Source organism: Actinacidiphila sp. bgisy160, from assembly GCF_965342435.1.
Taxonomy (GTDB): domain Bacteria; phylum Actinomycetota; class Actinomycetes; order Streptomycetales; family Streptomycetaceae; genus Actinacidiphila.
Genome location: NZ_CBDRCM010000008.1, coordinates 82507 through 108529, shown reverse-complemented (window position 1 = coordinate 108529; position 26023 = coordinate 82507). Strand labels below are relative to the sequence as shown.

The 26023-nt window shown below is 72.0% G+C and carries 20 protein-coding genes; all 20 read left to right on the top strand.

All coding sequences use genetic code 11. The features are described from left to right. Positions 1 to 67 precede the first annotated feature (67 nt). The 20 genes from ACRWNP_RS10145 to ACRWNP_RS10050 all read left to right on the top strand — a co-directional run bounded on the left by ACRWNP_RS10145 (position 68) and on the right by ACRWNP_RS10050 (position 26009). Positions 68 to 1843 carry an ABC transporter substrate-binding protein gene (locus ACRWNP_RS10145; RefSeq protein ID WP_431960730.1) on the top strand — a complete coding sequence of 592 codons (1776 nt, stop codon included), beginning with the start codon at positions 68 to 70 and terminating at the stop codon, positions 1841 to 1843. A 105-nt stretch (positions 1844 to 1948) separates the two neighbouring features. Continuing rightward, complete coding sequence (locus ACRWNP_RS10140; protein ID WP_431960729.1) at positions 1949 to 2947, top strand: ABC transporter permease; 999 nt, start codon at positions 1949 to 1951, stop codon at positions 2945 to 2947. Beyond that, the gene (locus ACRWNP_RS10135; RefSeq protein WP_431960728.1) at positions 2944 to 4056 is read left to right on the top strand and encodes an ABC transporter ATP-binding protein; all 1113 of its coding nucleotides are present in this window, start codon (positions 2944 to 2946) and stop codon (positions 4054 to 4056) included. The genes ACRWNP_RS10140 and ACRWNP_RS10135 overlap by 4 nt, the downstream gene beginning before the upstream one ends. Positions 4057 to 4067: 11 nt before the next feature. After that, positions 4068 to 5126, top strand: coding sequence for an ABC transporter ATP-binding protein (locus ACRWNP_RS10130; protein ID WP_431960727.1), 1059 nt, complete (start codon positions 4068 to 4070; stop codon positions 5124 to 5126). Between the two features lie 25 nt (positions 5127 to 5151). Further along, the gene (locus tag ACRWNP_RS10125; RefSeq protein ID WP_431960726.1) at positions 5152 to 5817 is read left to right on the top strand and encodes a trimeric intracellular cation channel family protein; all 666 of its coding nucleotides are present in this window, start codon (positions 5152 to 5154) and stop codon (positions 5815 to 5817) included. Between the two features lie 82 nt (positions 5818 to 5899). After that, positions 5900 to 7069 (top strand): cysteine desulfurase family protein, encoded by a 1170-nt coding sequence (locus tag ACRWNP_RS10120; RefSeq protein WP_431960725.1) that lies wholly within the window; start codon positions 5900 to 5902, stop codon positions 7067 to 7069. A gap of 290 nt (positions 7070 to 7359) precedes the next feature. Next, positions 7360 to 8523 (top strand): tRNA 2-thiouridine(34) synthase MnmA, encoded by a 1164-nt coding sequence (mnmA, locus tag ACRWNP_RS10115; RefSeq protein ID WP_431960724.1) that lies wholly within the window; start codon positions 7360 to 7362, stop codon positions 8521 to 8523. Between the two features lie 72 nt (positions 8524 to 8595). Next, a complete protein-coding gene (locus tag ACRWNP_RS10110; protein WP_431960723.1) occupies positions 8596 to 9135 on the top strand; it encodes a TIGR00730 family Rossman fold protein in 540 nt (179 codons plus the stop codon). An 18-nt stretch (positions 9136 to 9153) separates the two neighbouring features. Further along, positions 9154 to 9852, top strand: a complete 699-nt coding sequence (locus tag ACRWNP_RS10105) for an SDR family oxidoreductase (RefSeq protein WP_431960722.1) — start codon at positions 9154 to 9156, stop codon at positions 9850 to 9852. Positions 9853 to 9878: 26 nt separating this feature from the next. Then, positions 9879 to 10901, top strand: a complete 1023-nt coding sequence (locus tag ACRWNP_RS10100) for a methionine synthase (RefSeq protein WP_431960721.1) — start codon at positions 9879 to 9881, stop codon at positions 10899 to 10901. 7 nt (positions 10902 to 10908) lie between these two features. Beyond that, positions 10909 to 13137, top strand: a complete 2229-nt coding sequence (gene ligA, locus ACRWNP_RS10095) for an NAD-dependent DNA ligase LigA (RefSeq protein ID WP_431960720.1) — start codon at positions 10909 to 10911, stop codon at positions 13135 to 13137. Between the two features lie 215 nt (positions 13138 to 13352). Further along, positions 13353 to 15461 (top strand): putative bifunctional diguanylate cyclase/phosphodiesterase, encoded by a 2109-nt coding sequence (locus ACRWNP_RS10090; protein ID WP_431960719.1) that lies wholly within the window; start codon positions 13353 to 13355, stop codon positions 15459 to 15461. Between the two features lie 210 nt (positions 15462 to 15671). After that, entirely contained in the window at positions 15672 to 15968 is a 297-nt protein-coding gene (gatC, locus tag ACRWNP_RS10085; protein ID WP_431960718.1) for an Asp-tRNA(Asn)/Glu-tRNA(Gln) amidotransferase subunit GatC, read from the top strand. 5 nt (positions 15969 to 15973) lie between these two features. Beyond that, on the top strand, positions 15974 to 17467 hold the full coding sequence (gene gatA, locus ACRWNP_RS10080) for an Asp-tRNA(Asn)/Glu-tRNA(Gln) amidotransferase subunit GatA (RefSeq protein WP_431960717.1): 1494 nt from the start codon (positions 15974 to 15976) through the stop codon (positions 17465 to 17467). Then, positions 17464 to 17703, top strand: coding sequence for a hypothetical protein (locus ACRWNP_RS10075; protein ID WP_431960716.1), 240 nt, complete (start codon positions 17464 to 17466; stop codon positions 17701 to 17703). Before gatA ends, ACRWNP_RS10075 begins: the two co-directional genes overlap by 4 nt. Beyond that, positions 17684 to 19237, top strand: coding sequence for an Asp-tRNA(Asn)/Glu-tRNA(Gln) amidotransferase subunit GatB (gene gatB, locus ACRWNP_RS10070; protein WP_431960715.1), 1554 nt, complete (start codon positions 17684 to 17686; stop codon positions 19235 to 19237). The genes ACRWNP_RS10075 and gatB overlap by 20 nt, the downstream gene beginning before the upstream one ends. Before the next feature lie 247 nt (positions 19238 to 19484). Beyond that, a complete protein-coding gene (locus ACRWNP_RS10065) occupies positions 19485 to 21683 on the top strand; it encodes an MMPL family transporter (RefSeq protein ID WP_431960714.1) in 2199 nt (732 codons plus the stop codon). A 17-nt stretch (positions 21684 to 21700) separates the two neighbouring features. After that, positions 21701 to 22327, top strand: a complete 627-nt coding sequence (locus ACRWNP_RS10060) for a hypothetical protein (RefSeq protein ID WP_431960713.1) — start codon at positions 21701 to 21703, stop codon at positions 22325 to 22327. 353 nt (positions 22328 to 22680) lie between these two features. After that, positions 22681 to 22893, top strand: a complete 213-nt coding sequence (locus ACRWNP_RS10055) for a hypothetical protein (RefSeq protein ID WP_431960712.1) — start codon at positions 22681 to 22683, stop codon at positions 22891 to 22893. A 50-nt stretch (positions 22894 to 22943) separates the two neighbouring features. Then, entirely contained in the window at positions 22944 to 26009 is a 3066-nt protein-coding gene (locus ACRWNP_RS10050; protein WP_431960802.1) for a helix-turn-helix transcriptional regulator, read from the top strand. Positions 26010 to 26023 lie beyond the last annotated feature (14 nt).

Sequence of the window (26023 nt, the reverse complement as noted above, 5' to 3'; positions counted from 1 at the left end):
TTCTCACCGAGAAGGACCGCAGGCCCGCGCAAAGCCGCGGACCGCGAATCACGGAGGTTACGAAAAAGTGACATCCCCACGCTCATCGAGGCGCAGGCTGGCCGCAGGGACGGCCGTCGTGGTCGCCGCGCTGCTGTCGACCGCCGCTTGCGGCGGCGGAGGCGGCGGTGGCAAGTCCGACGGCAACGCCAAGGCCCCCGGATTCAACGCCGCCGTCAACAAGGTGGCGAACGCGTCCGACAAGAAGGGCGGCACGCTCAAGTTCATCGGCACGCAGGACGCCGACTCCTGGGACCCGCAGCGTGGCTACTACGGCTTCATGTGGGACTTCGCCCGGTACTACACCCGTCAGCTGGTCTCCTTCACCCCGGAGCCGGGTCTGGCCAGCACCACGCTGAAGCCGGACCTCGCGACCGGCCTCGCGAAGGTCAGCGACGGCGGCAAGACCTACACGTACACCCTGAAGGACGGCCTGAAGTGGGAGGACGGCTCCCCGCTGACCTCCAAGGACGTCAAGTACGGCATCGAGCGCATCTGGGCGCAGGACGTCATCTCCGGTGGCCCGATCTACCTGCAGCAGGTGCTCGACCCCGAGGGCAAGTACAAGGGCCCGTACAAGGACACCTCCGCCGACAAGCTCGGTCTGACGGCCATCGAGACGCCGGACGACAAGACCATCGTCTTCCACCTGCCGAAGCCCAACAGCGACTTCGAGCAGATGCTGGCGATGCCGTCCGGCTCCCCGGTTCCCGCGGCCAAGGACACCGGTGCGAAGTACGGCCTCAAGCCGTTCTCCAGCGGCCCGTACAAGTTCCAGTCGTACACGCCGAACAAGTCGATGGTCCTGGTCCGCAACACCAACTGGAGCGCGTCCACCGACGACCTCCGCAAGGCGCTGCCGGACAAGATCACGGTCACCCTGACCACCAACGCCGACGACATGGACAAGCGCCTGATCAACGGCGACTACGACCTGGACCTGAACGCCACCGGCGTCGGCCAGGCCGCGCGCGCCGAGGTGCTCGGCAAGAACAAGGCCAACGCCGACAACCCGAACACCGGCTTCATCCGCTACGCGGTCTTCCCGACGACGGTCAAGCCGATGGACAACGTCCACTGCCGCAAGGCGGTCATCCTCGCGGCCGACCACAAGTCGCTGCAGACCGCCCGCGGCGGCCCGCAGGCCGGCGGCGAGATCGCCCCGAACATGCTCCCGCTGGGCATCAAGGGCGCCGACGGCAAGTACGACCCGTACAACGTCCTGAAGGACACGACGGGCAACGTCGAAGAGGCCAAGAAGGAGCTCGAGGCCTGCGGCCAGCCCAAGGGCTTCAAGACCACGATCGCGGTCCGCAACAACAAGCCGATCGAGATCGCGACGGCCGAGTCGCTGCAGGAGTCGCTGAAGAAGGTCGGCATCACCACCGAGCTCGACGAGTTCGACGGTGCGCAGACCGCCGGCATCATCGGTGCCCCGAAGACGGTCAAGTCCAAGGGCTACGGCATCATCATCATGGGCTGGGGCGCCGACTTCCCGTCGGGTCAGGGCTTCCTCCAGCCGCTGGTCGACAGCCGGTTCATCCTTGAGAGCGGCAACAACAACTTCGCCGAGATCAAGGACAAGTCGATCGACGGCCTGTTCGACCAGGCGCTGCAGCAGACCGACCCGAACGCGGCGGCCGAGCTGTACAAGCAGATCAACCAGAAGGTCTCCGAGGGCGCGTACTACCTGCCCTTCACCTTCGAGAAGAACATCATCTGGCGCAGCTCGCGCCTGACCAACGTCTACACGGCCGACGCGTACAACGGCCGCTACGACTACGCCTCGCTGGGCGTGAAGTAACAACCCTCGAATCGATCGAGTGCCACACCCGCTAGGCACGAAGGGCAGGTGATGGCCGCGTGCGGCGGCCCGGGGAACCCCCGGGCCGCCGCCGGGCCGAGCACAGTGCTTGCATACATCATCCGGCGACTGTTCGCTGTCGTCGTCATGTTGCTGGTCATCACGTTGGTGACCTTCGGGATCTTCTTCCTGATCCCCAAATGGGTCGGTGTCGACCCCGCCACCTACTTCATCGGGAAGCAGGCGGACCCGGCCTCCCTTGAGGGCATTCGGAAGAAGATGGGCCTCGACGATCCCATCCTCGTGCAGTTCGGCAAGTTCCTGTGGGGGCTGTTGGCCGGGCGTGACTACGCCAACGGCACGGACGTCACCCATTGCCCCGCCCCCTGCTTCGGCTACTCCTTCCGCAACGAGCAGGCGATCTGGCCGGTCCTGACCGACCGTCTCCCGGTGACCCTGCAGCTGGCCGCCGGCGCCTGTGTCATCTGGGTCGTCGTCGGTGTCGGCACCGGTGTCGTCTCCGCCCTCAAGCGCGGCTCCGCGCTGGACCGTTCCCTGATGACGGTGGCGCTCGCCGGTGTCTCGCTCCCCATCTACTTCACCGGCATGATCGCCCTCGCGGTGGTCGTCTACGGGCTCGGATGGATCGACGGCCAGTATGTGCCGTTCGGTGATTCGCCCTCGGGCTGGTTCGGCGGCATGCTGCTGCCCTGGGTCACCCTCGCCTTCCTCTATGCCGCCATGTACGCCCGGATGACCCGGGCCACCATGCTGGAGATCATGGGCGAGGACTACATCCGCACCGCGCGCGCCAAGGGCCTGCGCGAGCCGGTCGTGATCGGCAAGCACGCCATGCGCTCGACCATGACCCCGGTGCTCACCATCCTCGGCATGGACCTCGGCGCCCTGGTGGGCGGTGCGATCCTCACCGAGACGACGTTCAGCCTGCCCGGCATCGGCCAAGCGGCGGTGAAGGCGATCTCGGACAAGGACTTCCCGCTGATCCTCGGCGTCACGCTGATCGCGGCCGTCGCCGTGGTGGTGGCCAACCTCCTCGTAGACCTGCTGTACGCCGTCGTCGACCCGCGCGTGAGGCTGTCATGACCGACCTCCCCATCCAGAAGTCCGGTACCGGGGCGGACTCCGCCCCGAACGAGCCGGTGGCCGGGAAGGCACAGCCCACGGCGTTTCTGGAGGTCCGCGACCTCAAGGTGCACTTCCCGACCGACGACGGCCTGGTGAAGTCCGTCGACGGCCTCTCCTTCCAGCTGGAGAAGGGCAAGACCCTCGGCATCGTCGGCGAGTCCGGCTCCGGCAAGTCCGTCACCTCGCTGGCCATCATGGGCCTGCACCGGGCCGGCCAGTACGGCCGCAGCAAGGCCCGGATGTCCGGCGAGATCTGGCTCGACGGAAAGGAGCTGATCGGCGCCGACCCGGACGAGGTCCGGCGGCTGCGCGGCAAGGACGTCGCGATGATCTTCCAGGACCCGCTGTCCGCGATGCACCCCTACTTCACCGTCGGCGCACAGATCGTCGAGGCGTACCGGGTGCACCACGACGTGTCCAAGGCCGTGGCCCGCAAGCGCGCGATCGAGATGCTCGACCGCGTCGGCATCCCGCAGCCCGACAAGCGCGTCGACGACTACCCGCACCAGTTCTCCGGCGGCATGCGCCAGCGCGCGATGATCGCCATGGCGCTGTCCAACAACCCTGACCTGCTCATCGCCGACGAGCCGACCACCGCGCTCGACGTGACCGTGCAGGCGCAGATCCTGGACCTCATCCGGGACCTGCAGAAGGAGTTCGGCTCCGCGGTCGTCATCATCACCCACGACCTCGGCGTCGTCGCCGAGCTCGCGGACGACATCCTGGTGATGTACGGCGGGCGCTGCGTGGAGCGCGGGCCGGCCGACAAGGTCTTCTACGAGCCCCAGCACCCCTACACGTGGGGACTGCTGGGCTCGATGCCGCGCCTCGACCGTGAGCGCACCGAACGTCTCAACCCGGTCAAGGGCTCGCCGCCGAGCCTCATCAACGTGCCGTCCGGCTGCGCCTTCCACCCGCGCTGCCCGTACGCGGAGCTCACCGGCGGCGCCAGCACCACCGTCGTTCCGGAACTGCGCGAGGTCGGTAGCCGGCACCACGCCGCCTGCCACCTGGGCGTGGCGGACCGGGAGCGCATCTGGACCGAAGAGATTGCGCCGAAGCTGTGAAAGGCCAGGAGATGACGATCCCCCAGCAGTCGACCGCCGACGGGTCGGATGCGCTGCTCAAGGTGAGCGGCCTGGTCAAGCACTTCCCGATCACCAAGGGCCTGCTGCGCCGCCAGGTCGGCGCGGTGAGGGCGGTCGACGGCATCGACTTCCACGTCAACCCCGGGGAGACCCTCGGCGTGGTCGGCGAGTCCGGGTGCGGCAAGTCCACCATGGGCCGGCTGATCACCCGGCTGCTCGAACCGACCGGCGGGAAGATCGAGTTCGAGGGCCGCGACATCACGCACCTGGGCACCGCGGGCATGCGCCCGCTCCGCCGCGACGTGCAGATGATCTTCCAGGACCCGTACTCCTCCCTCAACCCGCGGCACACCGTAGGCACCATCGTCGGCGCGCCGTTCCGGCTGCAGAAGGTGCAGACGGAGAGCGGGGTGAAGAAGGAGGTGCAGAACCTCCTGGAGCTGGTCGGCCTCAACCCCGAGCACTACAACCGCTACCCGCACGAGTTCTCCGGCGGCCAGCGGCAGCGCATCGGCATCGCCCGCGCGCTGGCGCTCAAGCCCAAGCTCGTGGTCGCGGACGAGCCGGTGTCGGCGCTCGACGTCTCCATCCAGGCCCAGGTGGTCAACCTCCTGGACGATCTGCAGAGCGAGCTCGGCCTGACCTACGTGATCATCGCGCACGACCTGTCGGTCATCCGGCATGTGTCGGACCGCATCGCGGTGATGTACCTCGGCAAGATCGTGGAGGTCGCGGACCGCGAGTCCCTCTACACCAAGCCGATGCACCCCTACACCAACGCGCTGCTCTCCGCGGTGCCGGTGCCGGACCCCAAGCGGCGCGCCAAGCGTGAGCGGATCCTGCTGACCGGCGACGTCCCGTCGCCGATCTCCCCGCCGTCCGGCTGCCGCTTCCACACCCGCTGCTGGAAGGCGACCGAGGTCTGCAAGACCACGGAGCCACCGCTGGTCACCCTGGCCACCGGGCACGAGGTGGCCTGCCACCACCCGGAGAACACCGACGGCGACTCCGGCGGCGGGGCGGCCGGGAAGACGGCCGAAAAGGCCTAGCCACCCACCCGGCACAATGGGACCGGTGCAAACCGAACTGTTCAGTCACTCCGTCCAGCACGTGCTCGACCTCGTCGGAATCTTCGTCTTCGCGATCTCCGGCGCGCTGCTCGCCGTACGCAAGAACTACGACGTCTTCGGCATGGCGGTGCTCGCCGAGGTCACCGCGCTGGGCGGAGGGCTGATCAGGGACCTGATCATCGGGGCGGTCCCGCCGGCCGCCTTCACCGACCTCGGATACTTCCTGACCCCGCTGATCGCCACCACGGTGGTGTTCTTCCTGCACCCCCAGGTCGAACGGATCAACACCACCATCAACATCTTCGACGCGGCCGGCCTCGGCCTGTTCTGCGTCGCCGGCACCACCAAGGCCTACGACTACGGCCTCAACCTCACCGCCTCCGCCACCCTGGGGCTCGCCACCGCCGTCGGCGGCGGCGTGCTGCGCGACCTGCTCGGCAACGAGGTCCCCTCCCTGCTGCGCTGGGACCGCGACCTGTACGCGGTGCCGGCCATCGTGGGGGCCACCGTCGTGGTGCTGCTCATCAAGTTCGAGGCCCTGACCCCCGGCACCGGGGTCCTCGCCGTCGTCAGCGCCTTCGTCCTGAGGCTGCTGGCCATGCGTTTCCACTGGCGCGCCCCGCGCGCCTGGCACCGGCGCACCACCGCCGCGGAGGAGCTCCACATGTAGCGGGGCACCGACGGGCACGGCGGGGCCCCGGGCGGGCCCAGGTCCGGGGAGGGGCCGCGCCGCCCGTAGAATCACGCTCATCATGGCCTACCTCGACCACGCCGCCACGACCCCGATGCTGCCGGAAGCCGTCGAGGCGATGACCGCGCACCTTGCCGTCACAGGCAACGCCTCCTCCCTCCACGCGGCCGGCCGCCGGGCCAGACGCACGGTGGAGGAGTCCCGCGAGTCCCTGGCCGCCGCGCTCGGCGCCCGCCCCAGCGAGATCGTCTTCACCGCGGGCGGCACCGAGGCCGACAATCTCGCCGTCAAGGGACTGTACTGGGCCCGCCACGACGCCGACCCCCGGCGCACCCGCGTCCTGGCCAGCCCCGTCGAGCACCACGCCGTCCTCGACGCCGTCGACTGGCTCGCCACGCACGAGGGCGCCCGGGTCGAGTGGCTCCCGGTCGACACCCACGGGCGCGTCCATCCCGAGGCCCTGCGCGAGGCCGTCGCTCGCGACCCGGACGATGTCGCCCTCGCCACGGTGATGTGGGCCAACAACGAGGTCGGCACGATCTTCCCGGTCGCCGAACTCAGCGCAGTGGCCCGGGAGTTCGAGGTGCCGCTGCATTCCGACGCCGTCCAGGCCCTCGGCCAGGTCGAGGTGGACTTCGCGGCCTCCGGGCTCGACGCGATGACCGTCACCGGGCACAAGATCGGCGGCCCGTACGGGGTCGGGGCGCTGGTGCTCCGGCGCGAGGTGGGGCCGGTCCCCATCCTCCACGGCGGCGGCCAGGAGCGCGGCGTACGCTCCGGCACCCTCGACGTCCCCGCGGTCGCCGCGTTCGCCGTCGCCGGGACGCTCGCCGCGCAGCGGCGCGAGGAGTTCGCCCGGGAGATCGGTGCCCTCCGCGACGACCTGGTCGCCCGGGTCCGCGAGGCCGTCCCCGAAGCCATCCTCAACGGCGATCCCGCCGCCGCCGGCCGCCTGCCGGCCAGCGCGCACTTCTCCTTCCCCGGGTGCGAGGGGGACTCCCTGCTGATGCTGCTCGACGCCCAGGGCATCGAGTGCTCCACCGGGTCCGCGTGCACCGCGGGCGTGCCCCAGCCCAGCCACGTCCTCCTCGCGATGGGCGCCGACCCCGACCTCGCGCGGGGCTCCCTGCGGTTCTCCCTCGGGCACACGTCGACGGCGGAGGACGTCGCGGTCCTCGGCGAGGCCATCGGCCCCGCGGTGGCCCGCGCCCGCAGCGCGGGCCTCATGTAGCGCCCGCGGCGGGCTTGTCCCGCCGGCCCGCCCGTGCGGCATCGTGGTCGTGTGCGGGTGGCCACCGTGTGCGGCAGCGTGCCGCCCCCCGTTCACGCAGCGCAGGCGGTGGCCGGTGGGCGGGTGGGAGACCGCCCGCCGCACGCGCAACGGACCCGCGCCCGCCCACGCGCCCGCACCGGAGATGCGCACCCCCACCTGCCCACGCACCCGCACCCCCGCCAGGGGCCCGCACTCGCGGCAACCGGCCCGCCGGAGTTCCGCCGGGGCGCCGTACTCTAGGAGGCGCTATGACTGACTTCCCCGGTGCACCCACAGGCCCTGGCGACGGCCGTCGCCTCCGCGTGCTCGCCGCGATGAGCGGTGGCGTCGACTCGGCCGTGGCGGCCGCCCGCGCCGCCGAAGCGGGGCACGACGTCACGGGCGTGCACCTCGCCCTCTCCGCGAACCCGCAGTCCTTCCGCACCGGAGCCCGCGGCTGCTGCACGATCGAGGACAGCCACGACGCCCGCCGCGCCGCCGACGTGATCGGCATCCCCTTCTACATCTGGGACCTCGCCGACCGCTTCCGCGCCGACGTCGTCGACGACTTCGTCGCCGAGTACGCCGCGGGCCGCACGCCCAACCCCTGCCTGCGCTGCAACGAGAAGATCAAGTTCGCCGCGCTGCTCGACAAGGCGCTCGCCCTCGGCTTCGACGCCGTGTGCACCGGCCACTACGCCACTGTCGTGGTCAACCCCGACGGCTCCCGCGAACTGCACCGCGCCTCCGACGCGGCCAAGGACCAGTCGTACGTGCTGGGCGTCCTCGACGAGCGGCAGCTGGCGCACGCCATGTTCCCGCTGGGCGACACCCTCACCACCAAGGACGAGATCCGGGCGGAGGCGGCCCGGCGCGGCCTGTCCGTGGCGAAGAAGCCGGACAGCCACGACATCTGCTTCATCGCGGACGGCGACACTCAGGGCTTCCTCGCCCAGCGCCTGGGCACCGCCGAGGGCGACATCCTCGACGAGGGCGGCAACCGCCTGGGCACCCACTCCGGCGCCTACGGCTACACCGTGGGCCAGCGCAAGGGCCTGCGCCTGGGCGTGCCCGCCGCCGACGGCAAGCCGCGCTACGTACTGGACATCTCGCCGGTGAACAACACGGTGACCGTCGGCCCGGCCGAGGCGCTGGACGTCACGGCCCTGACCGCCATCCGCCCGCGCTGGTGCGGCACCGCGCCCGACGGCGCCGGGCCGCGTGCGTACACCGCCCAGCTGCGCGCCCACGGCGACGACGTGCCCGTCACCGCCGAGCTGGCCGGTGACGAACTGAGCGTCCGCTTCACCGGCGGTCCCGTTCGCGGCGTCGCGCCGGGCCAGGCGGTCGTGCTCTACGACGGCACGCGCGTCGTCGGCTCGGCGACGATCGCCACGACGGAGCGCAGCCGCCGCGCCGCCGCCAACGCCTGAGCGCGGGGTTCGGGTACGGAACGGGGCAGGCCCCCTGCCCGGCGCCCGGGGCCCTGCGCCAGACTGGCCCGCATGAACATCTGCGTCTTCCTCTCCGCCGCCGACCTCGAGCCCCGCTACACCGAACCCGCCCGCCAGTTCGCCGAGTTGATCGGCAAGGGCGGCCACGCCCTGGTGTGGGGCGGCTCGGACGTGGGCCTGATGAAGGTGATGGCGGACGGGGTGCAGGAGCACGGCGGGCGCCTGGTCGGGGTGTCGGTGGAGTTCCTGGCGGCCAAGGCCCGCGAGGGCGCCGACGAGATGGTGATCGCGGCCGACCTCGCCGGGCGCAAGGCGGAGCTGCTGGCGCGCGCGGACGCCGTGGTGGTCATGGTGGGCGGCACCGGCACGCTGGACGAGGCGACCGAGATCCTTGAGCTGAAGAAGCACGGGCTGCACACCAAGCCGGTCGTGCTGCTCAACACGGCGGGCTTCTACGACGGGCTCAAGGAGCAGTTCCAGCGCATGGACGAGGAGGGCTTCCTGCCGCTGCCCCTCACCGACCTGGTGTTCTTCGCGGAGGACGGCGTCTCGGCGCTCGCCTACCTGGAGGAGCACGCCGGCATCGTCTGAGCCGGCGGGGATGACAGCATGGGGCCCATGTCGATTCATCTGATCACCGGCGCGGGCTCCGGCATCGGCGCCGTCGTGGCGCGGCGCCTCCTCGACCGCGGCGACGAACTGTGGCTGCTGGCCCGCGACGCGGGACGCGCCAAGGAGCTGGCCGACCGCTTCCCGGGCGCGCACACCCTTGTCGGTGACCTCGCGGAGCCGGAGCGGCTGTCCTGGGCGCTGGGCCACCAGTCGCCGCCGGACCGGCTGGACTCCCTGCTGCACATCGCGGGCGTCGTGGACCTGGCGCCGGTCGGCGAGCTCACCCCGAAGGTCTGGAACCGGACGCTCGCCGCCAACCTCGTGGCCCCCGCCGAGCTCACCCGGCTCGTCCTTCCCCAACTGCGGCTCTCCCGAGGCCATGTGGTCTTCGTCAACTCCGGCGCCGGGCTCAACGCGCACGCCGAGTGGGGCGCCTACGCGGCCAGCAAGCACGGCCTCAAGGCGCTCGCCGACTCCCTGCGTCACGAGGAGCACGCCAACGGGGTGCGGGTCACCTCCGTCTATCCGGGCCGCACCGCCACGCCAATGCAGGCCAAGGTGCACCAGCAGGAGGGCAAGGCGTACGACCCCTCGCGCTGGATCGCCCCCGAATCGGTGGCGACGGCGATCCTGACGGCGATCGACCTGCCTCGGGACGCCGAGATCAACGACCTGACGATCCGGCCGGGAGCCTGACGCGCCCGTCGTCGTAGGCTGCACCGGTGAGCACGGAAGCTACCGAAGCGAAGTTCCGGCTGCCCCAAGGGTCGGCCACCGGTGTGGGCTCGATGCCGGGAGGTGACGCGCGTGAGGCGGCACGGACGGCGACGGGGGCGCTGGAGGCGCTGCCGTTCCTGCCGGAGCTGCCCGCGCGGGGCCCGGGCGCGGACATGATCGGCCGCACGCTCGGGCTGCTGGTCGAGCTGTACGCGCGCGTGGAGCCCAGCGGGTGGCGGTTCGGCGACCGCCCGGGCCGGGACACCCGCCGGGCCAGGGCATGGCTGGGGGAGGACCTGGACGCCCTGGAGGAGTTCACCCAGGGCCACGAGGGCCTTCTCAAGCTCCAGGCCGTCGGGCCGTGGACGCTCGCGGCCTCCGTCGAGCTGAAGAACGGTGAGGCGGCGCTCTCCGACCCGGGCGCCTGCCGCGACCTGGCCGCCTCGCTCGGCGAGGGCCTGCGGCTGCACCTTGAGGAGGTACGCCGGCGCATCCCCGGCGCGCGGCCCGTGCTGCAACTGGACGAGCCCTCGCTCACCGCCGTGCTCCAGGGGCGGGTCAGGACCGCCAGCGGCTATCGCACGCACCGTGCGGCGGACCGGGGCGTCGTCGAGGGCGCGCTGCGGGACGTGATGGCGGCCGTCGGTGACGTACCGGTGATCGCGCACTCCTGCGCTCCGGAGGTGCCCTTCGCGCTGCTGCGGCGGGCCGGCGTGGCGGGGGTGTCGTTCGATTTCTCGCTGCTCACGGAGAGTGACTGGGACGCTTTCGGTGAGGCGGTCGAGGCGGGAACCGCGCTCTTCACCGGTGTCGTCCCGGGGACCGACGCCCCATTGTCGGACCCTGCGGGTAGCGTCGGTGGTGTTCGGGCGCTGTGGCGCAGGCTGGGGCTGTCGCCGGGGGATCTGGGCACCTCCGTGGCGGTGACCCCGTCCTGCGGTCTGGCGGGGGCCTCGCCGGCCTATGCCCGTGCCGCTCTGGTGCACTGCGCGAAGGCGGCACGCTCGCTCGTCGACAACCCTGAGTGAGTCTGGGATGAGGAAGGACGTGGACGTGGAGGACTCCGTGATCCCCGAGGGCGCCAGGAACGAGGATGTGCCGGCGAAGGCGCGCGAGCTGCACGCCTCCCTGGCCGAGCAGGTCGAGGAGCACCGCTTCCGCTACTACGTCAAGGACCAGCCGGTCATCAGCGACGCCGACTTCGACAAGCTGCTGCGGCGGCTGGAGGCGCTGGAGGACGAGCACCCCTCGCTGCGCACGCCGGATTCGCCGACGCAGAAGGTCGCCGGCGTGTACGCGACGGAGTTCACCTCCGTCGAGCACCGCGAGCGCATGCTCTCCCTCGACAACGCCTTCACCGAGGAGGAGCTGAACGCCTGGGCCGACCGCCTCGTCGCGGAACTGGGCCCCCCGGCGGGCGAGGGCGGCACCTATCACTTCCTGTGCGAACTGAAGGTCGACGGGCTCGCCGTCAACCTCACGTACGAGAACGGCCGCCTGGTGCGCGCCGCCACCCGCGGCGACGGCCGCACCGGCGAGGACATCACGCCCAATGTCCGCACGATCGCCGAGATCCCCGACCGGCTGGCGGGGGAGCGCGTCCCCGCCCTGGTCGAGATCCGCGGCGAGGTCTTCTTCCCCATGGAGAAGTTCGAGGAGCTCAACGCCCGCCTGGTCGAGGCCGGCGACAAGCCCTTCGCCAACCCGCGCAACGCCGCCGCCGGCTCCCTGCGGCAGAAGGACCCCCGGGTCACCGCGAGCCGCCCGCTGCACATGGTGGTGCACGGCATCGGCGCCCGCGAGGGCTTCGCCATCGACTGCCAGTCGCACGCCTACGAACTGCTGCACGAATGGGGCCTGCCCACCACCAGGTACGCCCGGGTGGTCGGCACGCTCGCCGAGGTCAAGGAGACCATCGCCTACTACGGCGAGCACCGCCACGACGTCGAGCACGAGATCGACGGCATCGTGGTCAAGGTCGACGAGATCCCGCTGCAGGGCCGGCTCGGCTCCACCGCCCGTGCGCCGCGCTGGGCCATCGCGTGGAAGTACGCGCCGGAGGAGGTCAACACCAAGCTGGTCGACATCCGGGTCGGCGTGGGCCGCACGGGCCGCGTGACGCCGTACGCGGTGGTCGAGCCGGTCACGGTGGCCGGCTCGGAGGTCGAGTTCGCCACCCTGCACAACCAGGACGTGGTGAAGGCCAAGGGTGTGCTCATCGGCGACACCGTCGTGCTGCGCAAGGCGGGCGACGTCATTCCGGAGATCCTCGGCCCGGTCGTCGACCTGCGGGCCGGCGACGAGCGCGAGTTCGTGATGCCCGCGCAGTGCCCCGAGTGCGGCACCCCGCTGCGCCCCATGAAGGAGGGCGACATCGACCTGCGCTGCCCCAACGCGCGGGGCTGCCCGGCGCAGATCCGGGAACGGCTGTTCTACCTGGCCGGCCGCAAGTGCCTGGACATCGAGAACTTCGGCTACGTCGCGGCGGCCGCGCTCACCCGGCCCCTGGAGCCCGCCGACCCGCCGCTGCGCGACGAGGGCGACCTGTTCGACCTCACCCCCGAGGATTTGCTGCCCATCCGCGCCCACGTCCTCGACCAGAACAGCGGCCTGCCCAAGCGCGACCCGGCCACCGGCGAGGAGAAGGTCGTCCCGGTCTTCGCCAACCAGCAGGGAGAGCTGAAGAAGAACGCGGTGGCCATGCTGGAGAACATCCAGAAGGCCAAGGAGCGCCCGCTCGCCCGCATCATCGCGGGCCTGTCGATCCGTCACGTCGGCCCGGTCGCCGCCGAGGCCCTCGCCCGCGAGTTCCGCGACCTGGACGCCGTCTTCGCCGCCGACGAGGAGCGCCTGGCGGGGGTCGACGGCGTCGGCGGGATCATCGCCGCCTCCCTCAAGCAGTGGTACGAGGAGGAGTGGCACCGCGCGATCCTGCGCAAGTGGAAGGCGGCCGGGGTCCGCTTCACCGAGGAGGGCTCCGACGAGGGGCCGCGCCCGCTGGAGGGCCTCACCGTCGTCGTCACCGGCACCCTCGCCACCCACACCCGGGACGGTGCGAAGGAGGCGCTCGTGAGTCGCGGGGCCAAGGTCACCGGATCGGTCTCCAGGAAAACCGACTTCGTGGTCGTCGGCGACAGCCCCGGCTCCAAGTACGACAAGGCAGTGCAGCTGAAGGTGCCGATCCTGGACGAGGACGGCTTCGCCGTGCTGCTCGGACAGGGTGCCGACGCGGCCCGGGAGGCCGCCGTGAACCCGGAGGGCTGACACCCCATCATCACCCTTTCGGCCCATAGTGGAACGATCCGGGAGAGTGCGATCCATTCGGGCAACAGCAGCCGATCGGTGCCCGTGACAGCCTTTGTCGCCCTACTGTTGAGAGGCGCGCCTTCCGGGCTTGGGCCCTCCAGCAGCCCGGCGGTCAATGCCGCGGGCAAGGGCGTGTGGTGGAACGGCGCACGCGGCTGCGAGAGGGTACGGGCATGGAACCGACGGACAGCGCCGGACCGGCGCAGCGGCTGCTCGGGCCGGCCGCGCCGGTGCTGCCCGCGGCGGCACTCAGGTACTCCGTCGTGGGCGCTGCCGCGGCGGCCCTGGTCGTGGGCGTCGTCCGGATACTCGTGGACGGCAACGCGTTCTTCCCCGGCGGCGACGTCGGCTGGGCGTTCGCCGTGCTCACCGGCATCATCGTCGGCCACCTGGTCGCCATGGGCCGGGACCGCTGGTGGGGCGGCACCGGCTCCGGCGCCGCCCTGACCCTCGCCATGCTGCTGCTCTACGGCTGGGTGCCCGCGGTGCTGGTCAGCCTGGCCGTCGTCGTCCTGGTCGGCGCGGCCCGCCGGCACCGCTGGCGGGAGGCGCTGCTGCACGGCGCCGTGGACATCCTCGGCATCGGCGCGGCCTCGCTCGCGCTCTCCGCCTTCGGGACCCACCCGTCCGTCGAACAGCCCTGGCAACCCGCCACTTGGGGGATGGCCGCCATCCCCGCGGTGCTCGCCGCCGCACTCGGCTACCTGGCTGCGACCCGCACGCTTCTGTGGTATGCGATCGTGCCGCGCGCCGGAGCGCTGCCCACCGTGGCCCGCACCGCGCTGATACGCCAGGGCTTCGTCGGCGTCGCACTGCTCGGCATCTCCCCGCTGATCATCATCGTCGCGGCCGACCTGCCCCTGCTGCTGCCGCTGTTCGCCGTGCCCCTGATCGCGCTCGACTCCACGCTCTGGATCGCCCACGCCCGCGCCGAGGAACAACTGCGCGACCCCCTCACCGGACTGCCCAACCGTCAGTGGCTGCTGGAGCGCACCTGGACCGCGCTCGACGACGCCGCCCGCAGCGGCGAGCGCGCCGCCCTGGTCCTGATCGACCTCGACAAGTTCCGCTCCGTCAACGACACCCTCGGCCACATGGCCGGCGACCGGCTCCTGCTGCAGATCGCCGACCGACTGCGGCTCGCCCTGCCGCGCGGCGCCGAGGTCGCCCGGCTCGGCGGCGACGAGTTCGCCGTGCTGCTCCCCACCTGCGACGCGCCGACCCGCGCCCAGCGCATCGCCAGGGCCCTGGTCGCCGCGCTGAGCTCGCCGTTAAGTCTCGACGGCCTGACCCTGGTCCTCGAGGCCAGCGCCGGGGTGGCCGTCTACCCCGATCACGCCGGTGACGCCGAGGGCCTGCTGCGCCGCGCCGACGTCGCGATGTACCAGGCGAAACGCGACCGCAGCGGCGTCGAGGTCTACGAGTCCTCCCGCGACGGCAACACCCCCGACCGTCTGGGCCTGCTCGGTGACCTGCGCCGGGCCCTGGACCGCGGCGAGGTCGAGCTGCACTACCAGCCGAAGGTCCGCTTCGACGGGAAGGTCGCCGGCCTGGAGGCGCTCGTCCGCTGGGTGCACCCCGAGCGCGGCCGGGTCAGCCCGGAGGAGTTCATCGCGATCGCCGAGACCTCGGGGCTCATGCCGCAGCTCACCGAGTACGTCCTGGAGACCGCCCTCGGGCAGGTCGCCCGGTGGCGGGCGATGGGCCTCGACGTCCCTGTCGCGGTCAACGTCTCGCCGCGCGACGTCCACTCGCCCGGCTTCGCCGGGGCCGTCGCCGCGCGCCTTGCCCGGCACGGGGTCCCGCCGGGGGCGCTGCAGCTGGAGATCACCGAGCACGTGCTGCTGGAGGACCCGCAGCGCGCCGCCGACACGATGGCCGGGCTGACCGGGCACGGGGTGAAGATGTCGCTGGACGACTTCGGCACCGGGTACTCCTCTCTGGTGCACCTGCGGCGGCTGCCGGTGAGCGAGCTGAAGATCGACCGCTCATTCGTCGCCCGGCTGTCCGTCGACGCCGAGGACGCGGAGATCGTGCGCTGCACGGTCGACCTCGCCCACTCCCTCGGCCTCCTCGTCGTGGCGGAGGGCGTCGAGGACGACGAGACGTGGGAGCGCCTGCGGGACCTGGGCTGTGACGCGATCCAGGGCTGGCTCGTCGCCGCCGCCATGCCCCCGGAGGAGACCACCGCCTGGCTGCGGCTGCGCGGCCGCGCGGGATGGCGCCGCCCGGCGGAGCTGGAGGCCGCGAAGGAGCGGGCCGCGGTCCCCGACGCGCAGTAACGTTTGCGGGCCCGCGACCAGCGGGTCCGCACCCGCCGCGCCGCGCGCGGGAGCCCCGCCGGCCTCACCGGCCCCAGCTGCACCGTGGCCACGGCGGGCACGTCACGGCGGCCCCCGGCCGGGTGAAGCGCAAACCGTTTCGCCCCCGGGGCGCCCGCGCCCATAGGATTGGGCGCGAAAAGACCAAACTCACCCCCAGAGGATCGCTGCATGCCAGGCATCACGCGCGAGGAGGTCGCCCACCTCGGCCGGCTGTCGCGTCTGGAGCTGAAGGACGAAGAGCTCGACCACTTCGCCGGACAGCTCGACGCCATCATCGGCGCGGTCGCCCGCGTCTCCGAGGTGGCCGGCGAGGACGTACCGCCGACCTCCCACCCGCTGCCGCTGACGAATGTCATGCGCCCTGACGAGGTCAGGCCCAGCCTGACCCCGGCGGAGGCGCTGTCCGGCGCCCCCGCCCAGGAGAAGCAGCGCTTCAAGGTGCCGCAGATCCTGGGGGAGGACTGATCACGATGACCGATCTGACCAGGCTCACCGCCGCGGAGACCGCGGCCGCCGTCGCCTCCGGCCAGACCTCCGCCGTGGAGGTCGCCAAGGCCCACCTTGACCGCATCGCGGCCGTCGACGAGAAGGTCCACGCCTTCCTGCACGTCGACACCGAGGGCGCCCTGAAGGCCGCCAAGGCCGTCGACGACAAGCGCGCCGCCGGCGAGAAGCTGGGCCCCCTCGCGGGCGTCCCGCTGGCGCTGAAGGACATCTTCACCACCAAGGGCGTCCCGACGACGGTCGGCTCCAAGATCCTCGAGGGCTGGATCCCGCCGTACGACGCGACGCTGACCGCCCGCCTCAAGCAGGCCGGCATCGTCATCCTCGGCAAGACCAACATGGACGAGTTCGCCATGGGGTCCTCCACCGAGAACAGCGCCTACGGCCCGACCGGGAACCCGTGGGACCTCACCCGCATCCCCGGCGGCTCCGGCGGCGGTTCGTCCGCGGCCCTCGCCTCCTTCCAGGCCCCGCTGGCCATCGGCACCGACACCGGCGGCTCCATCCGCCAGCCGGCCTCCGTCACCGGCACGGTAGGCGTCAAGCCGACCTACGGCGGGGTCTCCCGCTACGGCATGGTGGCCTTCAGTTCCTCCCTGGACCAGGGCGGCCCCTGCGCCCGCACCGTGCTGGACGCGGCGCTGCTGCACGAGGTCATCGCGGGCTACGACCCGATGGACTCCACCTCCATCAACGCGCCGGTCCCGCCGGTCGTGGAGGCCGCGCGCAACGCCGACGTCAAGGGCCTGCGGGTCGGCGTCGTCAAGGAGTTCGCGGGCGAGGGCTACCAGGCCGGCGTCATGGAGCGGTTCAACGAGTCGGTCGAGCTGCTGCGCGAGCTCGGCGCCGAGGTCGTCGAGCTGTCCTGCCCGTCCTTCGAGTACGCGCTCGCCGCGTACTACCTCATCGCGCCGTCCGAGTGCTCGTCCAACCTGGCCCGGTTCGACGGCCTGCGCTACGGACTGCGGGTCGGCGACGACGGCACGCGCAGCGCCGAGGACGTCACCGCGCTCACTCGCGAGGCCGGTTTCGGCCCCGAGGTCAAGCGCCGCATCATGCTCGGCACGTACGCGCTCAGCTCCGGCTACTACGACGCGTACTACGGCAGCGCCCAGAAGGTCCGCACCCTGATCTCCCGGGACTTCGAGCGCGCCTTCCAGCAGGTCGACGTGGTCATCTCGCCGACCACCCCCACCACCGCGTTCCCCATCGGCGAGCGCGTGGACGACCCCATGGCGATGTACCTCGCCGACCTGTGCACCATCCCGGCCAACCTGGCGGGCAACGCCGCCATGTCCGTGCCCTGCGGCCTCGCGCCCGAGGACGGGCTTCCGGTCGGTCTGCAGATCATCGCCCCCGCCATGGCCGACGACCGCCTCTACCGTGTCGGTGCGGCCGTCGAGGCCGCGTTCACCGCACGCTGGGGTCACCCGCTGCTGGAGGAGGCACCGATCCTGTGAGCAAGCTCGAGAAGGCCAAGGGCTTCAAGAAGAGCAAGTCCGGCACGTACCTGTCGATCGGCACGACGCTCTTCGGCGCGGTCGGTGTGGCGCGGCAGCTGAAGCGGGGCCGCGCGGAGAACGACACGCTGCTGCTGATCGACGCGGTCGTCAGCGCCGCCGCCATCGCCACCGGTGTGGCCCTGCTGGTCCGCCAGCTGCGGCGGCTCGGCGACGATGACGTGCTGGCATCCTGACGGGGAACTGAGAGGTATCAAGACTGTGACCGTCATGGACCTGGTGTCGTACGAGGACGCGCTCGCGTCCTATGACCCGGTGATGGGCCTCGAGGTCCACGTCGAGCTCGGCACCAAGACGAAGATGTTCTGCGGCTGCTCGACGGCGCTGGGCGCCGAGCCGAACAGCCAGGTGTGCCCGGTGTGCCTGGGCCTGCCCGGCGCGCTGCCGGCCGTCAACGCGACCGGCGTCGAGTCCGCGATCAAGATCGGTCTCGCGCTCAACTGCGATATCGCGCAGTGGTGCCGCTTCGCCCGGAAGAACTACTTCTATCCGGACATGCCGAAGAACTTCCAGACCTCCCAGTACGACGAGCCGATCGCCTTCAACGGCTACCTCGACGTGCAGCTGGAGGACGGCGAGGTCTTCCGCGTGGAGATCGAGCGCGCCCACATGGAGGAGGACACCGGCAAGTCCACGCACGTGGGCGGGGCCACCGGCCGCATCCACGGCGCCTCGCACTCGCTGCTGGACTACAACCGGGCCGGCATCCCGCTGATCGAGATCGTCACCAAGCCGATCGTGGGCGCCGGTGAGCGCGCGCCCGAGGTCGCCAAGGCGTACGTGACCGAGCTGCGCGAGCTGATCAAGGCGCTGGGCGTGTCCGAGGCCCGCATGGAGATGGGCCAGATGCGCTGCGACGTCAACCTGTCGCTGCGCCCCAACGGTACCGACAAGTTCGGCACCCGCAGCGAGACCAAGAACGTCAACTCGCTGCGCAGCGTCGAGCGGGCCGTCCGGTTCGAGATCCAGCGGCACGCCGCCGTGCTCTCCTCCGGCGGCACGATCGTCCAGGAGACCCGGCACTTCCACGAGGACACCGGCTCCACCACCTCCGGCCGCATCAAGGAGGAGGCGGAGGACTACCGCTACTTCCCGGAGCCCGACCTCGTCCCCGTCGCCCCGGCCCGCGAGTGGGTCGAGGAGCTGCGGGCCGGCCTGCCGGAGCTCCCGAGGGTGCGGCGCAGGCGCCTGCAGGAGGACTGGGGCATCTCTGACCACGAGATGCAGTCGGTGCTCAACGCGGGCGCGATCGATCCCATCGTCGCCACCATGGAGGCGGGCGCCGACGCGGCCGCCGCACGCAAGTGGTGGATGGGTGAGCTGGCCCGCCGCTCCAACGAGGACGGCGTGGAACTGACCGCCCTGCCCATCACCCCGGTCCAGGTGGCCCGGGTGGCGGCGCTGGTGGCGGAGGGCTCGCTCAACGACAAGCTGGCCCGCCAGGTCATCGAGGGCGTGCTGGACGGCGAGGGCGAGCCGGACGAGGTCGTCGAGAAGCGCGGCCTGAAGGTCGTCTCGGACGAGGGCGCGCTCGGCGCGGCCGTCGACGAGGCCATCGCGGCCAACGCCGCCGTCGCGGACAAGATCCGCGGTGGCAACCTCGCGGCGGCGGGCGCGCTCATCGGCGCCGTCATGAAGATCACCCGTGGTCAGGCCGACGCCAAGCGCGTGCGCGAGCTCGTGCTGGAGAAGCTGGGCGTCCAGGGCTGATACGGCGCGGCCGAGTACGGCCGACAGGCGCGAAAAGGGGCGGGCTCCCGGTCGGGGGCCCGCCCCCTTTTCGTGTCGTCGCAGGTCCGCGGCTTGTAAGGGCCGCATAAATTCCCCTCTCGGGGTGTGATTAAACGCACTAATGCGGCCAACGATCTTTTCTTCCTGGTTCAGTCGAGGACGTACGTGTTGTGTTCTTTTCGGGCTCTTCCCCGGCCTGAAAGATCCGCGCAATCCCAGGAGAGCAATGGCTGCACTCGCCCGCTGGTGCCTCAACCGCCGTCTCGCCGTCGTCCTGCTGTGGCTCGTCGCCCTGCTCGGTCTGTCCACGGCCGCCCTGCTTGCCGGGTCGGCCTACTCGAACGACTACGACATCAGGGGCACCGACTCCAGCAAGGCCACCGCCTTGCTGAAGGAGGCCTTCCCGGGCTCTGCCGGGGACAGCGACACGATCGTCTGGCACACCGACAAGGGCACCGTCGGCGTCGCGTCCGTCAGGGAGCGGCTGACCGGCACGCTGGACAAGGTGGCCGGACTCCCCGGGGTCGCCTCGGTGACCAGCCCCTACAGCACCGAGGGCGCCGCGCAGATCAGCGAGGACGGACACACCGCCTACGCGACCGTGATGTTCGACAGGCCCTCGGACGACCTGCACGCGGACCAGGTGCGCGAGGTCGTCGACACGGCCAGGGCCGCAGCCGACGACAACACCCAGGTCGCCCTGGGCGGCGGCGCCATCGCGCTCACCGAGGGCGGCGGCGGGCACATGAGCGAGGTCCTGGGAGTCGCCGTCGCGGCCGTGGTGCTGCTGATGGCCTTCGGCTCGCTCTTCGCGATGTTCATGCCGATCGTCACCGCGCTGGTCAGCGTGGGCACCGCGTACATGGCCATCGAACTGCTCGGCCACCTGATCAGGGTCGCCGACTTCGCCCCGATGCTCGGCCTGCTCATCGGCCTGGGCGTCGGCATCGACTACGCCCTGTTCATCGTCACCCGCCACCGCAGAGGCCTCAAACAGGGCCTGCCGGTGCGGGAGGCCGCCGAGAAGGCGGTCGCCACGACCGGCAGGGCGGTGGTCTTCGCCGGCGGCACGGTCTGCGTGGCCCTGCTCGGCATGCTGATCCTGCGGCTGTCCTTCCTGGGCGGCGTCGCGATCGCCGCCTCCCTCACCGTGATCCTCACCGTCGCCGCCTCCGTGACGCTGCTGCCCGCGCTGCTGGGCACGATCGGCACGAAGGCGCTCAGCCGCCGCGAGCGCCGCCGGCTGGTCGAGCACGGGCCGTCACCCGAACTGCCGACCGGGTTCGCGGCCCGCTGGTCGGCGTTCGTCGAACGGCACCCCAAGGTCCTCGGCGCGGTCGCCGCCGTCGTCATGGCGGTCCTGGCCCTGCCCACGACCTCCCTCCACCTGGGCGCCTCAGACCAGGGCAACAGCGCCGCGGGGAGCACCACCCGCCAGGCCTACGACATGCTCTCCGAGGGCTTCGGGCCCGGCTTCAACGGACCGCTGCAACTGGTCGCCAAGTCCGGTGACGCCGCCGACCGCGCGGCGCTGGAACAGCTCACCGTCGTCCTGGGGCACACCGAGGGCGTCGCCGCGGTGCACATGAAGCAGGCCCGCCACGCCAGTGGGCTGGACGTCATCGACGTCGTCCCCACCACCTCCCCGCAGGACCAGGCCACCGACCGGCTCGTCACCCACCTGCGCGAGGACGTCATCCCCGAGGCCACCGAGGGCACCTCCCTGGAGGTGTACGTCGGGGGTGTCACCGCGGGCTACGCGGACTTCGCCTCGGTGATCGTCGGCAAGCTCCCGCTCTTCGTGGGGTCCGTCATCGGCCTGGGCTGCGTGCTCCTGCTGCTGGCGTTCCGCAGCCTCGGCATCCCGCTCAAGGCCGCGGTCATGAACGTCGCCGCCGTCGCCTCGTCCTTCGGCATCGTGGTCGCCGTCTTCCAGTGGGGCTGGGGGAGCGAGTTGCTGGGACTGGGGGCGGCCGGCCCGATCGAGCCCTTCCTTCCGGTGATCATGGTCTCGGTGCTCTTCGGGCTCTCCATGGACTACCAGGTCTTCCTCGTCAGCCGCATGTACGAGGAGTGGCGCGAGACCCATGACAACCGCCGCGCGGTCCGGGTCGGTCTCGCCGAGACCAGCCGAGTGATCAACTCCGCCGCGGTCATCATGATCTCCGTCTTCCTGGCCTTCGTGCTCAGCGGCGACCGTGTGATCGCGATGTTCGGCATCGGCCTGGCCGCCGCGGTCGCACTGGACGCCTTCATCCTGCGGACGCTGCTCGTGCCGGCGCTGATGCACATGCTGGGCGACTGGAACTGGTGGCTGCCCCGTTGGCTGGAGCACCGGCTGCCACGAATCTGCATCGAGGGCCCGGCGGAAGCCGCCGCGCCCGCCGCGGACGTGTCCGGCTCTCAGAAGGCTCTCAGAATCTGACCGTACGGTTGCCGCCCATGGAGACCACCAAGACCCACGGGGCGGCAGCCGGCGAACTCGCCGCGGACGCCGAGCTCGACCGGACCGAGGACGAGGTCGCGCCGCCCGCGACCGCGCCCGACGCCGAGCCCGCCGCATCCGGCGAGCCGCAGGCGCCCGCCGCGCCCGACGACCTAGACGAGACCGACGACCCCGACGGGACCGGCACCCTTGACGCGCCGGACGCAGCCGCCTCCGCACCCCGCCCCGCCGGCGTCGTCCCGGGCGCCGCGGCCGTCGTGGGCGCCGCTCTCGGCCTCGCGTCACTCACCGGCACCTGGCTGGGCACCGTACTGGCCGAGCGGCGGCAGCTGGTCGGGCAGATCAACGCCTCCTCCGGCAGCGCCGCCCAGCAGATCGAGCAGATATATGGCGCCCCCTGGCACACCACGGCCGCCGTCAACGGCGTCTGCGCACTGGCCTGCCTCGTCGTCCTCGGCGCGGTGCTGCTCGCCGGACGGAACGCCGCACCCTGGGTGCGCGGCGTGGCCTGGGGCGGTCTCGTCCTCGGCGTGCTCGGGCTGTTCGTCGCGGCCGGGACGTGGTTCGACCTCTTCGGCGGGCTGCCGACCGTGGCACAGGCGCCGGTCTCGTCGGGCGGCTGAGGCATCTGAGGAGGCGGCCGTGCGGTTCCCGGCGACCTGAGCGGTCCGCCGTGCGGCCTAGGGCGTCTTGTCACATGCCCGCCTGCCCCGCGACGCCTGGCACGGCACCTGGCTGCGTTGTCGAATCGTCCGAGAAGCCCACTACGAGGACGACTCTCCGCCTTGCGATGCACCGCACCAGACACCGCGGGGCCCGCCCTCCGGGCGGCCGGCGCTCATGTGACGACACGCCCTAAGGCATCATCACCCCCGAAGCCTGGGCGGTTGCCCGATGTGCCCCACACCCCTTGGGGACGAGGCTGATGGCACGGAGAACGACTCCGGAACATCGGTCCGAACCCGAGGAGCGCGAGATGTACATGCACGAACTGCTGGGCCGTGAGCGGACGGAGCAACTGCTGCGCGAGGCCGCCGAACACCGCCTGGCGCAGCAGGCCCGCGAGGCCGCTCGCAAGGCCGGCCGGGCCGCCGGCGCCCGGCGCGCGGCCGCCGCCGGCCAGGACGAGGGAAGGCGGCACGGAAGGAGGGCCGGCCGCCTCACCCGGCGGCTGAAGGCCGCCGGATGAGCACCGTGGTGCCGGTGGAAACCGGTACCGCGCCGTCAGGGCCCCGTGCGATGCTCGGGAACGTGCAGAACCAGTCGGTCAGCCCGGTGTTCGTCGGCCGCGCCCGCGAACTGACCCGCCTCACCTCCGCGCTCGCCCGCGCCCACGCGGGCGAGCCGCAGGCGTTGGTGATCGGCGGCGAGGCCGGCGTCGGCAAGACCCGGCTCGTGGAGGAGTTCCTCGCCGCGGCCGAGGACGGACCGGGAACCGTGACCGCCGTCGGCGCCTGCGTGGAGATCGGCGCGGACGGACTGCCGTTCGCCCCCGTCGCGACGATCCTGCGCGCCCTGCACCGCCGGCTCGGCGACGAACTGGTCGCCGCGGCCGCCGGCCGTGAGGGCGAACTCGCCCGCCTGCTGCCCGGACTGAGCGGGACGGACGGCCCCGACCTCCTCGCCGACCAGCGCGACGAGCACGGCCGCGCCCGGCTGTTCGAGCTCACCTCGCGGCTGCTGGAGCGGCTCTCGGAGGAGCGCACGCTCGTGGTCGCGCTGGAGGACCTGCACTGGGCCGACCGCTCGACCCGCGAACTCCTCGGCTACCTGCTGCGCTCGCTCTCCCGCGGCCGGCTCGTCGTCCTGGCCACCTACCGTTCCGACGACATCCACCGCCGCCACCCGCTGCGGCCCTTCCTCGCCGAACTCGACCGGATGCGTTCCGTCGCGCGCCTGGAACTGTCCCGCTTCAACCGCGCCGAGGTCCGCGCCCAGGTCGCCGGCATCCTCGACGCCGAGCCCTCATCGAGCCTGGTCGACCGGGTCTTCGGCCGTTCCGACGGCAACCCGTTCTTCGTCGAGGAACTCGCCTGCAGCATCACGCAGGGCTGCCGCGCCGGCCTCAGCGACAGCCTGCGCGACCTGTTGCTCGTCCGGGTCGAGACGCTGCCCGAGACCGCGCAGCGCGTCGCCCGCGTCGTCGCCGAGGGCGGCTCCGCCGTCGAGTACCGGCTGCTGGAGGCCGTCGCCGGGCTCGGCGAGGACGAGCTCATCGAGGCCCTGCGTTCCGCCGTGGGCGCCAAGATCCTGCAGCCCACCGACGACGGCGACGGCTACCGCTTCCGGCACTCGCTGGTCCGCGAGGCCGTCGGCGACGATCTGCTGCCCGGTGAACGCAGCCGCATCAACCGCCGTTACGCACAGGTCCTGGAGGCCGCCCCCGGACTGGTACCCGCCGACGAACTCCCGGCCAGGCTCGCCAGTTACTGGTACCACGCCCACGAGCCCGGCAAGGCGCTGCCCGCCGTGCTGAGTGCCTCCGTCGAGGCGCGGCGCCGGCACGCCTACGCCGAACAGCACCGGCTGCTCGAACGCGCCCTGGAACTGTGGGACGGCACCCCCGAGGAGGTCCGCGAAAAACTGCGGGCCGCCGACTACGTCGAGGTGTTCCCTCCCCTGGCCCCCGGCGTGGGCGACCCGGGCGGCTGCGACCCCGGCAGCATGCCCCTGCAGTACATGGACCTGCTCGCCGAGACGACCGTGGCCGCGCGTCTCAGCGCCGACCGCGAGGGCGCCTACGAGGTGACCAAGCGCGCTCTGCGCCTGCTGGAGCGCTCCGGCGACCCGCTGCGCGCCGCCTGGTTCTGGATCCAGCGCTCCCGGCTGATGGTCGCGATGGGCCGCGGTGACGGCTGGGCGGAGATCGCCGAGGCCCAGGAACTCGTCCGGGGGCTGCCGCCGTCCCCGGTCCACGCCGAGGTGCTGGAGAGCGCGGCCGGCTGGGACATGATGCACGACCCGGGGCCGGACAGCATCGCCACGGCGGAGCGCGCCATCGAACTGGCCCGGCTGGTCGGCGCCGAGGAGACCGAGCTCCACGCCCGGGTCACCCTGGGCATCCTGCTCGCCGACGCCGGCGACGCCGATGCCGGCATCGCCGAACTGGAGGCCGCCCGCGAGCGGGCCGCCGCCGCCCGGTACGGCAACCTCACGGTGAACACCGACGCCAACCTCGCCGCCCTGCTGGAGGCCGTGGGCCGTTCCGAGGAGGCGATCGAGGTGGCCCGAAGGGGCGTGGAGAGCGCCACCCGCCACGGATTGCGCGACGGCGCCACCTTCGCGGCCGCCAACGAGGCCGAGTCCCTGCTCGCCCTCGGCCGCTGGGACGAGGCGGCCGAGGTCGCCGCCCGCGGCCGGGAGGGCACCGACCACGCCCTCTACCTCGGCTGGGCCGCGACGCTGCTGGCCCATCTCGCCGTGCTGCGCGGGGAGTACGACCGCGCCGAGGCCGAGGTCGCTGCCGCGCGGGACCATCTGGGCCCCCAGGACCACCAGCCGCAGAACACCCTGCCACTGCGTCATCTGACCATCGCCGTCGCCGCCGGGCGCGGACGCTTCCTGGAGGCCCGGGCCGCGGTGCGCGCCGCCCTGGAGGCCGGGTTCCCGCCCGCGTTCCACCGTTACGTCTGGCCGATGCTGCACACCGCGGCGGCCGTGGAGGCGGACGCTTTGGGGCTGCCCGGCGCGGAGGCCGGGCGCCCCGAGATGCTCGCCCTGATCCGCAAGGCGGCGGGCCGGCTGCCCCGGCGGTCCCCGGTGTGGGCCGCCCACGCCCTGCTCGTCGAGGCCGAACTGCTGCGCGCCGAGGGGAGCACGGATCCCGGGCGCTGGGCCGCCGCCGAGGAGGCCTATGCCGGCCTCGACCGCCCGTATTCGCTCGCCCTGGTCCGGCTCCGGCACGCCGAGGCCCTGCTCGCCCGGCACGACGCCGGCGCCCGCGACCACGCGGCCGGCCTGCTGCGCCGGGCGTGCGAGGTCGCCGACTCGCTGGGCGCCGTGCCGCTGCGGGACGCCGTCCGGTTGCTCGCCCGGCGGGGTCGGCTGGCGCTGGAGGAGGCGGACGCCGCCCCCGAGGCAGCCGGGGAACCGGAACCCTTCGGCCTGACCGCGCGCGAGCGCGAGGTGCTGCGCCGGGTCGCCGCCGGCTACACCAACCGGCGCATCGCGGAGGAGCTGTTCATCTCGCCGAAGACCGCGAGCGTGCACGTCTCCAACATCCTCGCCAAACTCGGCGTCTCAGGCCGTGGCGAGGCGGCCGCGCTCGCCCACCGGCTGCGGCTGTTCGCCGGGCAGCCGGGCTGAACCGGCCGGCAGAG

Excerpts from the sequence above, each read along its gene's own strand:
- gatA (WP_431960717.1), top strand. The coding sequence starts at position 15,974 with ATGACCGATCTGACCAGGCTCACCGCCGCGGAGACCGCGGCCGCCGTC.
- ACRWNP_RS10135 (WP_431960728.1), top strand. The coding sequence starts at position 2,944 with ATGACCGACCTCCCCATCCAGAAGTCCGGTACCGGGGCGGACTCCGCC.
- ACRWNP_RS10130 (WP_431960727.1), top strand. The coding sequence starts at position 4,068 with ATGACGATCCCCCAGCAGTCGACCGCCGACGGGTCGGATGCGCTGCTC.
- ACRWNP_RS10110 (WP_431960723.1), top strand. The coding sequence starts at position 8,596 with ATGAACATCTGCGTCTTCCTCTCCGCCGCCGACCTCGAGCCCCGCTAC.
- mnmA (WP_431960724.1), top strand. The coding sequence starts at position 7,360 with ATGACTGACTTCCCCGGTGCACCCACAGGCCCTGGCGACGGCCGTCGC.
- ACRWNP_RS10055 (WP_431960712.1), top strand. The coding sequence starts at position 22,681 with ATGTACATGCACGAACTGCTGGGCCGTGAGCGGACGGAGCAACTGCTG.
- ACRWNP_RS10065 (WP_431960714.1), top strand. The coding sequence starts at position 19,485 with ATGGCTGCACTCGCCCGCTGGTGCCTCAACCGCCGTCTCGCCGTCGTC.
- ligA (WP_431960720.1), top strand. The coding sequence starts at position 10,909 with ATGAGGAAGGACGTGGACGTGGAGGACTCCGTGATCCCCGAGGGCGCC.
- ACRWNP_RS10120 (WP_431960725.1), top strand. The coding sequence starts at position 5,900 with ATGGCCTACCTCGACCACGCCGCCACGACCCCGATGCTGCCGGAAGCC.
- gatC (WP_431960718.1), top strand. The coding sequence starts at position 15,672 with ATGCCAGGCATCACGCGCGAGGAGGTCGCCCACCTCGGCCGGCTGTCG.
- ACRWNP_RS10050 (WP_431960802.1), top strand. The coding sequence starts at position 22,944 with ATGCTCGGGAACGTGCAGAACCAGTCGGTCAGCCCGGTGTTCGTCGGC.
- ACRWNP_RS10060 (WP_431960713.1), top strand. The coding sequence starts at position 21,701 with ATGGAGACCACCAAGACCCACGGGGCGGCAGCCGGCGAACTCGCCGCG.
- ACRWNP_RS10105 (WP_431960722.1), top strand. The coding sequence starts at position 9,154 with ATGGGGCCCATGTCGATTCATCTGATCACCGGCGCGGGCTCCGGCATC.
- ACRWNP_RS10090 (WP_431960719.1), top strand. The coding sequence starts at position 13,353 with ATGGAACCGACGGACAGCGCCGGACCGGCGCAGCGGCTGCTCGGGCCG.
- gatB (WP_431960715.1), top strand. The coding sequence starts at position 17,684 with ATGACGTGCTGGCATCCTGACGGGGAACTGAGAGGTATCAAGACTGTG.